Raw genomic sequence first — 11888 nt, forward strand, 5'->3', positions numbered from 1 at the left:
GTGCTTGGCCCGGCTCAGGCCGGGCCAAGCACCTTGAAACCGTGGGTGCCATCGCGCTCGAGCTGCTCGACCAGGCCGAATTCCCACTCCAGGTAGGCTTCCATCGCCTCGCGCGGATTGTCGTGACCCTCGTAGGGACGGCGATAGCGGTCGCGGCGAGCTGAGAGCAGGCGGGTCTCACCGCTCTCCAGCGGCAGTCCTTCCGAACGCCAGGCCTGGTTGCCGCCATCGAGCACCGCGACGTCATCGAAACCGAGGTCGAGCAGTTCGGCGGCGGCATAGCCTGCGAGCAGGCTGCTGCCGCAGGTGAGCACCACCCGTTCGGGACGATCCGCACCGAGCAGGCGGGCGAGCTCGGCGCGCTGTACGTAGGCCGCGCCGGGAATGTGGCCGGCGACGTAGTTGGCGCTGGAGGTCAGATCGAACACGCCGACCGGCTCCCCGTCTTCGAGCCACTGCGCCAGCTGGCGCGGCGTCACCAGCGGCACTTCGCGATGGGCCGGCAGCGACGGTTTCGCGCCTTGGGCGGTCAACCGCTGCGGCTCGACCTGGTCGTGCACCCATACTTCCCAGTTCATCTGCGCCAGCCAGTGGCCGGTGAGATTGGCCCGCACGCCATCGTCGTCGCTGAGCACGATCCGCGCGCCGCGTACGCTGGCCACCGCCTCGGTTTCCTGGACCAGCTGTCCGCCAGGGGCACTGAGAAACCCCGGCAGGTGGCCGGCGAGGAACTCCTGCGGACTGCGCACGTCGAGGTAGTAGGTGGTGCGCGCGGTATCGGCGCGAAAGAGTGAAAGTGTGCGCTCATCGGCGCGACGAACCCCGGCGCGATCGGCCAGCCTGCGTGCCTTGGCGCGCAGCTCGGGGGCAGCGGCGGTGTCGGTGTAGCTGCGAGTCTGGCCATGCTCCAGGGCGTGCCCGGCGAGCGTCCAGCCGATGGTACCGTTGCGCAGCGCCTCTACCCGGTTGGGGATGCCGACGTTGATCAGCGACTGGGTGCCGATGATGCTGCGGGTACGACCGGCACAGTTGACCACCACTCGAGTCGCCGGGTCCGGCGCCAGCGCCGCTACCCGCAGCGCGAGCTCGGCACCGGGTACGCTGATCCCGGTGGGGATGCTCATGTTCTGGTACTCCTCGAAGCGGCGGGCATCGAGGATCACCGGCGGCGTATCGCTTTCGATCAGTGCCTTGAGCTCGTCCGCCGACAGCGACGGCGTATGGCGCTCGCTCTCGACCAGCTCGCCGAACGCCTTGCTCGGTGCGTTGACATCGATGAACGGCTCGCCACCCCCTGCGACCCAGCCGGCCACTCCCTGCTCGAATACCGTCACGTCGCTGTAGCCGAGCGCGCGCAGGCGGATCGCTGCGCGCACCGCGCGGTCATCATCGCCGCCGGCGTCGAAGGTCACGATCGGCACCTCGCGTCTCGGCAGCCGTGCGTACACGTGCAGCTCGAGATTCGACAGCGCCAGGTGGCTCGCGAACAGGGGATGCCCAGTGGCATGCTCGGCCTCCTCGCGGACGTCGAGCAGTGCGATCTCTTCGCCTTCGATCAACCGCCGCTTGATCCGCTCGACGCCACTTGCGAAGTCGAGAAGCGCAACGCCTACGGCGTCGGCGCGGTCGGTGGAGGAGGGTGCCTTGCCCAGCAGGGCGTCGCTCATGGTCTGTGCTCCTTGGATCTGTCCCATAGATTGGGGATGCGATCGTTCGAGTAACCGGAAATGAAGGGTTTGCGTTCGCCATCGGCGGTGAATACCGAGCGCCGGATCGCGCCGATGTTGCCGCCGTAGACATGGATGCTGATCGAGACTTGGTCGTCGAACGCGTTGCTGACCTGGTGGACGTCTCCGGCACTCGGTGACAGCCGGTCGATATCGCCGGGCCGCAGATGGTCGGGATGGCGATGGGGCAGCCAGCGGCCCTGATCATGGACGAAGCGCTGCGAGCGCTCCTCGCCGCGCAGCATGCCGATCAGCCCCCAGGTCGCATGGTCGTGGATCGGCGTGCGCTGCCCAGGACCCCAGACGAAGCTGACCACCGAGAATCGCTCGCTGGCATCGGCGTAGAGCAGGTACTGGCTGTAGTGCTCGGGGTGGGGAGCGGCGTACTCGTCCGGCAGCCAGTCGTCATGGCGTACCAGGCTGGCCAGCAGCGCGCCGCCCTGGTCGAGAATCTGCGCCTCGCTCGGCGCCGCATCGAGCAGCGTCGAGAAATCGATCACGAAGTCGCGTAGCCGAGCGATACCGCCTCGGGGGGATAGCGCAGCGCTTGAAGTGGAGCGGATCGTTTCGGTCATGGGGCCTCCGGGGCGTGCTGACGCTCGAGCAGCCGCTGATCGCTCAGCGCGGCCACATCGATGGCGCGGGGAAGGATGCTGTCGCGCACCGCGCTGTCAGCAAGCTGCTGCAAGGTGGCGATGTCCTGATCGGATAGGGCACGGGTGGCATAGGCGGAGCGGCGGCTGACTTCGAGCGCGGTACGCTCTGGAAGCCGGGTCTGGCGCGCTACTGCGGCGGCATAGCGCTCAGGATTGGCGCGGGCCCAGTCGCCGGCGCGCGCCAGGCGCTGGAGGAAGTCGGCGATGGCTTCGCGCTTGGCCGGATCCTCAAGCGAGCCCTCGGCCGCGGTGATGAAGCCAAGCGAGGGATTGATCCCGGCGCCGTCGCGCAACACGCGTGCCCCCTGCTCGACGGCGATGGCGAAGTAAGGATCGAAGACCGCCCAGGCGTCGATCTGGCCGCTGTTGAACGCCGCCATCGCATCGGTGGGCAGGACGAAACGTACTTCGACGTCGTCGGGCTCGAGCCCGGCTTCGCGCAGCGCGCCGTAGAGCTGGTACTGGGAGATGCTGCCTCGCGCCGAGGAGACCACCACCTGGCGCCCCTCGAGCTCGGCGACCGAGCGGATCGGCGATTCGCGCTGGACCACGATCCCCAGCGAGCTGGGTTCGCCCTGGCGAGTGGCGATGATCTTCATTGGCGCGCCGCCGCTGGCGGCGGCGAGCACCGGCAGGTCTCCCGCCATCGCGGTATCCACCGCGCCTGCGCGAAGCGCCTCGAACAGCGGCGCCGCGCCCTGGAAGCTCGCCCAACGATAGTCGTAGGGCGCGTTCTCCATCACGCCGGCGGCCTCGACCAGGGTCTGTACGGTCTTGACCTGATCACCCAGCACCAGCGTGGTTCGGCCCGGCGGCTGCTCGGCTCGCGCCATCGGGCTGCCGAGGAGATCCGCACTCGATGCGAGCGCGAACACCGCGCACAGGACGAAACCGCGCTGCCGGCCTGCGCGAGGGGAGACGGTTCGACGGCGGGGCGGTGAGAGAGCTTGGTACCAGCGTAGCGAAGGGTGCATAGGCGAGAATGGACCAGAGAGAAGTAAAGAGGAATCGGTGAAACCGCGATGAAGTTCGAGAGTAACCAGTCGTTGGCGACGATCTAAATATGTATTACGCATGAGCTGATTTCGTCTTGAGGTATCTAGTTATAGTGCGATTAATCATCGCCGCAGCGGCGATATATGAACGGTGCTTATCTCCGGATATTCTTGAACATGCGAATACGGAGAATTTGAATAGTTGAAATGAGTATTTCAGTGCGCCGGGGTCAGTCCATAGCGTGTGGCCAACGTATCCGCGGACTCGACGCGTGGGTGCGGATCCACTCGACCCCTTGCCAAGGAAGATGCCTGATGCCCGGCCCGATCCCGATTTTTACCAACCGCACCGACACTCTTCGCTCCGGCTGGGGCCGTCGCTGGCTGGTGCTTTCGCTCTGCGCGCTGCCCTGGTGGGCGGCGCTTCCGGCGCAGGCCGCCACCACGCTCGAGATCGGCGATCAGAAGGGCAATGCCCAGGCGATCCTCGAGGCCTCCGGCGCTTTGCAGGGCGCCGACTACCAGGTCGAATGGCACGAGTTCGCCAGCGCGGCGCCGCTGCTCGAGGCGCTGCGGGTCGGCTCGCTGGACGCTGGCAGCGTCGGCGACGCTCCCTTGACCTTCGCGATCGCCGCCGGCTTGGAAGCCAAGGCGCTGTCGGCCTACCACTCCGATGGCCTGTCGATCATCGTGCCGGGCGACGCGGACATCCATTCGGTCGGCGATCTCGCCGGCAAGCGGATCGGCGTCGCCAGGGGCTCGGTCGGGCATCTGATCGTGCTCGACCAGCTCGGCAAGGCGGGGCTTTCGGCGGATGACGTCTCGCTGGTCTACCTGACCCCGGCCGAGGCATCGCTGGCGCTCAGCCGCGGCGACGTCGATGCGGTCGGTACTTGGGAGCCCTATGTGTCGTTTTCCGCCAAGCAGCAGGGCACCCGGGAACTCGCCACCCTGCGCAGCAGGACCTACCTGGTCGCAAGCGATACGGCACTCGCCGGGAAGCGCGCCGCGCTGGATGACTTCGCCGAACGGTTGGCCCGGGCGCGAGAGTGGGGGCGCGAGCACCGGCAGGCCTACGCCGAGGCGTTCGCCAAGGTGACCGGACTGCCTCTAGACGTCGCCGCTGCCACCATCGAGTGCAACGACAATACGCCCGAGCCGATCAGCGCGGAGGTGGTGGCTCGCCAGCAGAACGTAATCGACCTCTACCAGCGGGCGGGGCTGATTCCCACCCACCTCGATGCCCACGACTTCTTCGCCGAGCGCCCATGAGCTGGATGCAGGGCAGGGCAACGCGCGGCGATCGGATCATCGCCGCAGCGCCGCCTTGCCGGCCTGGACCAAGACGATGTCGGCCTGGGGCGAGTGGATCCTTGCGCAGAGCACATCGCGGTAGTGTCGCTCCAAGGCGCTGCGCCGCGATAGCCCAGGGTTACCGCTCGCCTCGATCGCGATCGACACCGCTTCGATCGCCTGTTCGCAGACCAGCCGCTTGAGCTGCGCCGCCTCCACGCCGTCGAGCTCGTCGCGCTCGCCGGCCTCGAGCAGCACCCGGTTGGAGAACAGCAGCCCATCGATCCGCCCGAGCACCTCCTGGAAGCGCGGCAGGCTCGCCAAAGGCGCGCCCAGGTTGGTCGGCACACGCGATTGGAGCCAATCGCGGAAGCAGTCGCGGGCGTTGCGCGCTATCGCATCATAGAGCGTGGACAGCAGCACGTTGAGCCACAGCGTCTTGTCGCCTTGGGAAGGCACGAGCTCGCTCAACGGGCGGACGTCGACGGCATGATCGAGCGGCACCTCGACCTCGTCGAAGCGCACATCGTGGCTGTTGGTGGCACGCATGCCCAGATGGTCCCAGCGCTCGCTGACGCTGATCCCCGGCGATGCGGCCGGCACCAGCCAAAAGCCGACCAGCGGATCGGGATCGTCACTGGCGGCCCAGACGTTGAGCCAGCTCAACCCCGGGAAGCCGGTCGAGTAACGCTTCACTCCGCTGATCACCCAGTGATCGCCACTGCGCCGCGCGGTAGTGGCCGGTACTCCGCCGCGCAGCGGCGTGCCGAGATCGGGCTCGACCCGTAGTGCGTTGATCAGCTCGCCATGCTCGATCGCACCGCGTGCCAGGCGTCGCTTGAGCTCTGCCGGCCAGCGCGGACTGGCGTGCAGCTCCAGTTGCTGGAGATACTGCATCGCCAGGATCAGCGCGGTCGATGGCTCACCACGCGCCACCGCACCGATCACCCGGCGGACCTCGGCAAGCGTCGCACCCTGGCCACCGTGTTCCACCGGCACGGTGAGCGCCAGAAGGCCTGCGTCCGCGAGCAGGCGAAAATTGGCATGGGGAAAATCACCGCTGCGATCATAGCGCTCGGCGCTTTCGGCCAGCGCAGCGCTGAGCGACGCCAAAGCCTCATCGCTCAGCGCTGCGCGGGGGGATTCGAACTGCTCGGGCATCGTCATGCTCTCTGTCGGAGGAAAGCCGTGTAGATAAAGCTATAACTCATCGAGGAAGGCGGCGTCGTGTGTCATGCAGCGTGTAGCGGCGCTTGGACTTGGTCAAGGTGTGGCATCACCATTTGACCGCTCCTTTCTGCCAGGCGAGCAGGCGGTCGCGGACGCTGAACAGCGCCGTGATGAGGGTGGAGAAGATCAGCGCCATGACGATCAGCGCGGCGTACATGTTGGGGTAGGCCGCCCAGCCCTGGGCCCACTGCAGGTACCAGCCGAGCCCGGCCTTGACCCCCATCATTTCGGCGGCGACCAGCACCGAGAACGAGGCACCGAGCCCCATGAACAGACCGACGAAGACATGCGGCAGCGCAGCGGGGACCGCTACCCGCAGGATCAGAAAGCGGGGCTTCGCGCCCAGGGTTCGGGCCACGTCGTAATAGGCGGTGTCGACGCTGGCCACGCCCGACCAGGTCAGCACGGTGACCGGGAACCAGGTGGCCAGGGCGATCAGGAAGATCGCGGCGGAGAAGCTCGACGGGAAGAAGTAAAGCGATAGCGGCAGCAGGGCGGTGGAGGGCACCGGGCCGAGAAAGCGCAGGATCGGGTGAACCCAATAGCCGAGCCCGCGCGACCAGCCGATCGCCACCCCGGTGCAGAAGCCCGATACGGCGCCGAGAGCGAATCCGAACGCGAGCAGTCGCAGCGAGTGCAGCACGCTGTCGCCGAGGCGGTACCAGTCGGTAGCGTAGGCCTCGACCAGCGCATTGGGCGGGGCGAAGAAAGGCGCCGGGAGCAATGAAAGCTTCGCGGTGACGAGTTCCCACAGCCCGAACAAAATCGCCAGGGCGATCAGCCAAGGACCGGCTGGATGGATTGCCCGCAGCGGGCGGCCGATCACCGGCGGATCCAGCCGGCTCAAGACGACCGCGACGAACAGCGCAGCGGCGATGATCAGCGCAATCGCATCGGTCTGAGCGACATAGAGGGGCTCTGCGAAGCCGACCACCTGGTTAGGGACGAGCTTCATCAACGCATAGAGCAGGGCCCAGGCCAGCGCCGCGACCAGGCCGCTGCGCCAGTATCCGGCTCGAGCCGCTGCATGCTCGGCATCGATTCGTGAGCCCGCCGGGGTAATGGTCCTGGCCGTCATGGCGCCTCCGTCTTGAAACAGTGAAAGAGCCACTCACTCTATTCAATCGAATGCCCGGTAAATAAATAGCCAAATGAGATGAAACATATCGTGTCGAAGTTATAAGCAAATCTTCACCCACGAAACTTCGACATGACGTTAAATGATTTAACCAGGCGCGGGTCAGCGGTTAGCTTGTTTGTTCTCTAGGCTAGTGGAGCATGGCTCGATGACTCGGTTCGATGCGGGTGGACCCTCGGCAATCTCATTTTCAAGGCGGCGCTTCATTAGCGCAGGCGCAGGCCTTGGTGCCGCTGCCGCCTGCGTTCCCCTCGCTTCGCTGCTGGCGCCACGACAGGCGCTCGCACAGTCGCACGAGCATGCGGCGCAGCACGGCCAAGCCGTGGATCGCTCAGCCGACAGTGCACGCTGGGCGCTGCCGCAGCGCCGCCAGGTAACGCTTGCGACCAATGCCAATGCGATCTGTATCGCACCGGTGACGATCGCACAGGAGAAGGGGTTCTTCGACCGCTACAATCTCGACGTCGAGTACGTCAATTTCGGCAATTCCACCGATGTGCTGCTCGAGGCGATCGCCAGCGGCAAGGCGGATGCCGGCGTCGGTATGGCACTGCGCTGGCTCAAGGCGCTCGAGCAGGGTTTCGACGTCAAGCTCACCGCGGGGACCCACGGCGGATGCCTTCGTCTGCTCGCCGCGGCCGATAGCGAGGTACGCACGCTGGAGGATCTGCGCGGCAGGAGCGTGGCGGTCACCGACATGGCCGACCCCGGCAAGAATTTCTTCTCGATCATGCTCAACCGCCATGGCGTCGACCCCAACCGAGAGATCGACTGGCGTGTCTACCCCGCGGACCTGCTCGGACTGGCGGCACGCAAGGGCGAGGTGCAAGCGGTGGTCGGCAGCGACCCCTGGGCCTATCGACTGCTGGATTCGGGCGATTTCGTCGAGATCTCCAACAACCTGGTCGAGGACTACGCCAATCTCAGCTGCTGCGTGCTCGGCATGACCGGAACGCTGGTGCGCAACGACACGCCCACCGCTGCGGCATTGACCCAGGCGATCCTCGATGCCCATGCCTGGGCCGCCGAACATCGCCAGGAGGTCGGCGAGCTGTTCATCAAGCACGCGGTGAACGTCACGGCCGAAGAGACGGCGGCGATCCTCGGCGACCATACCCATGCACACAGTGCCACCGGGCCGGCGCTTGCCGACGAAATCGTCCATTACGCCGACGACTTGAAGAAGATCGATGTGCTGAGGCCCAGTACCGATTCGCGCCGCTTCGCCGACGGGATCACTTTCGACGTCTTCGCCTGATATGCCACGAGGAGACTCTGCCGTATGGCGAGCCAAGCATCCGCCGCACCGCCCGAGCCGCTCCGCTCGCGCGGTCTGCATCTCGATATCCGTGCCGTCAGCCATGCCTTCGAGCTCGATGGGCAGACGCTTGCCGTGCTCGACGACGTTTCATTCGAGCTTGAGCCGGGTGAGTCGCTCGCACTGCTCGGTCCATCCGGCTGTGGCAAGTCGACGCTGCTGCGCTTGGTCGCGGGTCTGGAAACCCCACGCAGCGGCGACATCCTCGCCGACGACGCTGCAGTCACCGCCCCGGACCCATCGCGCGTGGTGGTTTTCCAGGACCCGACGCTCTATCCCTGGCGGACGGTATCGGACAACGTCGCGCTCGGTCTCCAGGCCCAGGGCGTACTCGACCATAACGGGCGTCTTCGCGTGGTCCAGGAGCTCGAACGCGTCGGCCTGGCGGGCTTCGCCAAGGCCTATCCGCGCCAGCTCTCCGGCGGGATGGCAAGCCGCGCCGCGCTGGCGCGCGCCTTGGTCAACCGGCCGCGGCTTTTGATCCTCGACGAGCCGCTCGGCAAGCTCGACTCCCTGACCCGGATCAGGATGCAGGGCGAGCTGGTGTCGCTCTGGCAAGAGCGCCGGTACAGCGCCCTGATGGTGACCCACGATGTCGAGGAGGCCTTGCTGATGGCCGACCGGGTGCTGGTATTCAGCCCCCGGCCGGCAAGGCTGCTCGAGTCGATCGAGGTCGGCATCGCTCATCCCCGGCGTCGCGATGATCCCCGGCTGATCACCCTGCGACGTGCGATCCTCGAACTGCTCGGAGCGGCCTGATGCGCGGTCTCAAATATCTCTCCTCGGCAGCCTGTCTGGCCATGCTGGGAATCGGCAGTGTCCATGCCGCCGAGCAGTCGGTCTCGATCGGCTACCAGCGCTCTTCGACCCTGGTCACGCTGCTTCACGACAGCGGTGAACTGGACCGGCGCCTCGCCGAGCAGGGTTTCAAGATCGAGTGGCACGAATTCACCAGCGGGCTGCCGCTGCTGGAGGCGCTCAACGTCGGCGGTGTCGATGTCAGCGCTGACGTGGCCGACGTCGTGCCGATCTTCGCCCAGGCGGCCGGTGCCGAGCTCGAAGTCTACGCCACCGAGCGTCCGTCTCCCTCGGCCCAGGCGCTGCTGGTCAAGCGTGATTCGTCGATCGAGTCGATAGACGACCTGCGCGGCAAGCGCATCGCGGTGACCAAGGGAGCCGGCAATCACTACTTCCTGCTTTCCGCGCTCGAGCGAGCAGGACTCGAGCCGCGGGACGTGTCGATCAGCTACCTGGCCCCGGCGGATGCCCGCGCGGCGTTCGAGCGCGACAGCATCGATGCCTGGATCGCCTGGGAGCCGTTTTTGACCTTGACCGAGCGAGCGATTCCCACCCGCGCGCTGCTGGACGGCAGCGACGGGCTTGCCGATTATCGGCGCTTCTATTTGGCCAGCAAACGCTTCGCCGATGCCCATCCCGAAGTGCTGCAGACCTTGTACACGGCGCTTGAGCAACAGGGGACTTGGGTCAAGGCGCATCCGCAGGAGGCCGCCGAGCGGCTCGCTCCGCTGTGGGGCGGGCTCGACGTCTCGGCGGTGGAGCAGGCCAACCAGCGGCGCAGCTACGCGGTCGAACCGGTCGGTGATGCCGCCCTCGAAGTACAGCAGCGGATGGCGGACGCTTTTCTCGCAGCCGGCATGCTGCCCCGGCCGGTCGACGTCCGCGGCATCGGGGTGTGGCGACCGGCGCCTTGAGCCCCGAACCCGGAGCGGGCTGAGCACGATGGAAGGCGGCAGTGCGTGGCGCTGTCGCCTTCGGCCCGTCGGCGCCTCAGCGGATGGGCAGTTCGATGTCGCGAAACAGCCTCTCGACCTCGGTACTCGGGGTCGTCAGCGCTTCCTCTACCGTGGATGCATCGAGATGAGCCGCGAAGCGATGGATGAAATCGAACATGTAGCGGCGCATGAAGGTGCCGCGGCGTATCGCCAGCCGGGTGATCGAGTGGGAGAACAAATGGCTTGCATCGATCGCCCTGAGATCGCCGTCCTGGGTCGCGTCGATCGCCATGTGGGCAACGATGCCGACGCCGAGACCCAGGCGGACGTAGGTCTTGATCACATCGGCGTCCACCGCGGTGAGCACCACATCGGGCGTCAACCCGGCCGCATCGAAGGCATCGTCTAACTGTGAACGCCCGGTGAAACCGAAGGTGTAGGTCACCAATGGATGTTCGGCGAGCTGCGCAAGGGTAGGGCGTTCGACCGCGCACAGCGGATGATCCTCGGGAACCAGCAGCCAGCGGTTCCAGCGATAGCACGGCAGCGAGACCAGGTCCGAGTACATGTCGAGCGGCTCGGTGCAGATGGCGAAGTCGGCCTGTCCGTCCGAGACCATCTGGCCGATCTGCCGCGGCGTGCCCTGGTGGATGTGCAGCGACACCTCGGGATAGCGGCGGCGGAAGGCCTGGATGATCGGCGGCAGCGAGTAGCGCGCCTGGGTATGGGTGGTGGCGATCGACAGGCTGCCCTTGCGCTCGTCGCTGTGCTCCTGGGCGATGCGCTTGATCTTTTCGGACTTGCGCAGGATCTCGCCGGCGATATCGATGATCTGCTGGCCGCTTTCGGTCACATGGCTGAAGTGCTTGCCGCGACGGGCGAAAATCTCGACGCCGAGCTCTTCCTCGAGCTGGCGAATCTGCTTCGACACTCCAGGTTGAGAGGTATAGAGGTTGCTCGCGGTGAGCGACACATTGAGGTTGTTGGCCGCGACTTCCCAGATGTAGCGCAGCTGCTGCAGTTTCATCCGACGTTGTCTCCCCACGGAGGGCCCGATGACTCGGGCGCATGCTTATTCGTTCCAGGGGGATATTGAACGCGAGCGCGACTCTGATGGTAAGGAATAAAAGCGACTCCGATTATTCTCTTTTGGAATTAATCAGGGGGCTCGCCGCAGGAGCTGGGTGGATCGGGTGGATCGAGAGTGAAACTAGAGTGGCGACCGACACAGGACCAAGCCGTGTTCTCTCTCAGCCTCGATCTCTGACGATGCGCATAATATATATTATGTTAAATTGGATGGGTGCCATGGCATGGCCTGGTCTGCTGGGCCCACGCATACGCATGGATAGCTAAGCTCATCCTGGTTCCCACATACGTTCTCCCTTTCTATTCCGGCACCGGGTATCCGAGCGCTGCGGCGATTCGCTCGATGTGCTCGCTCACCCAGTCACGCTGAATCGCCCCCCAATCGCGGATCACGTACTCCCCCATCTGGTGCCGGGCGCCTTCACGCTGCTCGAAGGCGCATTGGATATCCAACTCCTCGAGCGCGGCGACGGTGTCCTGCGCGGTGCGCCTCGGCATGCCGGTGAATGCGGTGATCGACGGCACGCTGGCGATACCCTGGTCGATCAGCCAGGCGACATAGAGCCTGCGGTAGAAGCTGGAGCGGGTCTTGCTGATGGTCACGGACATGCGCTGGCCTCCCTGGGCGGTGCGAAAACGGAAAAAACCGGGGCTCCCTTGCGGTAACCCCGGCCGAGGCTCACCCGATGGAGAATCGAATCTCGCCCGG

At 65.8% G+C, this 11888-nt stretch carries 11 protein-coding genes; 4 read left to right on the forward strand and 7 right to left on the reverse strand.

From position 1 onward, the window contains the following. Positions 1-14 precede the first annotated feature (14 nt). Genes Q376_RS0103760 through Q376_RS0103770 form a run of 3 tightly spaced genes read right to left on the reverse strand, consistent with a single transcriptional unit; the run spans position 15 to position 3216 of the window. Positions 15-1667: a rhodanese-like domain-containing protein gene (locus Q376_RS0103760; RefSeq protein WP_052364928.1), complete on the reverse strand. Its 1653-nt coding sequence runs from the start codon at positions 1665-1667 to the stop codon at positions 15-17. Then, a complete protein-coding gene (locus Q376_RS0103765; RefSeq protein WP_043446111.1) occupies positions 1664-2302 on the reverse strand; it encodes a cysteine dioxygenase family protein in 639 nt (212 codons plus the stop codon). Before Q376_RS0103765 ends, Q376_RS0103760 begins: the two co-directional genes overlap by 4 nt. After that, positions 2299-3216, reverse strand: coding sequence for an ABC transporter substrate-binding protein (locus Q376_RS0103770; RefSeq protein WP_155834132.1), 918 nt, complete (start codon positions 3214-3216; stop codon positions 2299-2301). The genes Q376_RS0103765 and Q376_RS0103770 overlap by 4 nt, the downstream gene beginning before the upstream one ends. A 477-nt stretch (positions 3217-3693) precedes the next feature. On the opposite strand from Q376_RS0103770, the gene Q376_RS21335 reads away from it, so the two are divergent. Further along, on the forward strand, positions 3694-4650 hold the full coding sequence (locus tag Q376_RS21335; RefSeq protein WP_052364929.1) for an ABC transporter substrate-binding protein: 957 nt from the start codon (positions 3694-3696) through the stop codon (positions 4648-4650). Between the two features lie 36 nt (positions 4651-4686). On the opposite strand, the gene Q376_RS0103780 is transcribed toward Q376_RS21335, so the two are convergent. Continuing rightward, on the reverse strand, positions 4687-5832 hold the full coding sequence (locus Q376_RS0103780) for an acyl-CoA dehydrogenase family protein (protein ID WP_155834134.1): 1146 nt from the start codon (positions 5830-5832) through the stop codon (positions 4687-4689). Between the two features lie 115 nt (positions 5833-5947). After that, positions 5948-6979, reverse strand: a complete 1032-nt coding sequence (locus Q376_RS0103785) for an ABC transporter permease (RefSeq protein ID WP_027349181.1) — start codon at positions 6977-6979, stop codon at positions 5948-5950. A gap of 208 nt (positions 6980-7187) precedes the next feature. Between Q376_RS0103785 and Q376_RS21340 the strand changes: the two genes are divergently transcribed. The 3 genes from Q376_RS21340 to Q376_RS0103805 are packed head-to-tail and all read left to right on the forward strand — an operon-like array spanning position 7188 to position 10069. Then, complete coding sequence (locus tag Q376_RS21340) at positions 7188-8297, forward strand: ABC transporter substrate-binding protein (RefSeq protein ID WP_043446113.1); 1110 nt, start codon at positions 7188-7190, stop codon at positions 8295-8297. Positions 8298-8321: 24 nt separating this feature from the next. Further along, on the forward strand, positions 8322-9116 hold the full coding sequence (locus Q376_RS0103800; RefSeq protein WP_027349183.1) for an ABC transporter ATP-binding protein: 795 nt from the start codon (positions 8322-8324) through the stop codon (positions 9114-9116). Next, the gene (locus Q376_RS0103805) at positions 9116-10069 is read left to right on the forward strand and encodes an aliphatic sulfonate ABC transporter substrate-binding protein (protein ID WP_027349184.1); all 954 of its coding nucleotides are present in this window, start codon (positions 9116-9118) and stop codon (positions 10067-10069) included. Before Q376_RS0103800 ends, Q376_RS0103805 begins: the two co-directional genes overlap by 1 nt. Positions 10070-10145: 76 nt before the next feature. Here Q376_RS0103805 and cysB read toward each other — a convergent pair whose 3' ends face one another. Both cysB and Q376_RS0103815 read right to left on the reverse strand, forming a co-directional pair. Next, the gene (cysB, locus tag Q376_RS0103810; RefSeq protein ID WP_027349185.1) at positions 10146-11117 is read right to left on the reverse strand and encodes an HTH-type transcriptional regulator CysB; all 972 of its coding nucleotides are present in this window, start codon (positions 11115-11117) and stop codon (positions 10146-10148) included. 362 nt (positions 11118-11479) lie between these two features. Next, a complete protein-coding gene (locus Q376_RS0103815) occupies positions 11480-11788 on the reverse strand; it encodes a winged helix-turn-helix domain-containing protein (protein ID WP_245598902.1) in 309 nt (102 codons plus the stop codon). Positions 11789-11888 lie beyond the last annotated feature (100 nt).

Source organism: Halotalea alkalilenta DSM 17697 (assembly GCF_000621205.1).
Lineage (GTDB): Bacteria > Pseudomonadota > Gammaproteobacteria > Pseudomonadales > Halomonadaceae > Halotalea > Halotalea alkalilenta.

Bases quoted from the DNA above. Each gene is read 5' to 3' on its own strand.
- Q376_RS0103785 (WP_027349181.1), bottom strand. From the start codon at position 6,979: ATGACGGCCAGGACCATTACCCCGGCGGGCTCACGAATCGATGCCGAG.
- Q376_RS0103770 (WP_155834132.1), bottom strand. From the start codon at position 3,216: ATGGCGCGAGCCGAGCAGCCGCCGGGCCGAACCACGCTGGTGCTGGGT.
- Q376_RS21335 (WP_052364929.1), top strand. From the start codon at position 3,694: ATGCCCGGCCCGATCCCGATTTTTACCAACCGCACCGACACTCTTCGC.
- Q376_RS0103805 (WP_027349184.1), top strand. From the start codon at position 9,116: ATGCGCGGTCTCAAATATCTCTCCTCGGCAGCCTGTCTGGCCATGCTG.
- Q376_RS0103780 (WP_155834134.1), bottom strand. From the start codon at position 5,832: ATGCCCGAGCAGTTCGAATCCCCCCGCGCAGCGCTGAGCGATGAGGCT.
- Q376_RS0103765 (WP_043446111.1), bottom strand. From the start codon at position 2,302: ATGACCGAAACGATCCGCTCCACTTCAAGCGCTGCGCTATCCCCCCGA.
- Q376_RS0103800 (WP_027349183.1), top strand. From the start codon at position 8,322: ATGGCGAGCCAAGCATCCGCCGCACCGCCCGAGCCGCTCCGCTCGCGC.
- Q376_RS0103815 (WP_245598902.1), bottom strand. From the start codon at position 11,788: ATGTCCGTGACCATCAGCAAGACCCGCTCCAGCTTCTACCGCAGGCTC.
- cysB (WP_027349185.1), bottom strand. From the start codon at position 11,117: ATGAAACTGCAGCAGCTGCGCTACATCTGGGAAGTCGCGGCCAACAAC.
- Q376_RS21340 (WP_043446113.1), top strand. From the start codon at position 7,188: ATGACTCGGTTCGATGCGGGTGGACCCTCGGCAATCTCATTTTCAAGG.
- Q376_RS0103760 (WP_052364928.1), bottom strand. From the start codon at position 1,667: ATGAGCGACGCCCTGCTGGGCAAGGCACCCTCCTCCACCGACCGCGCC.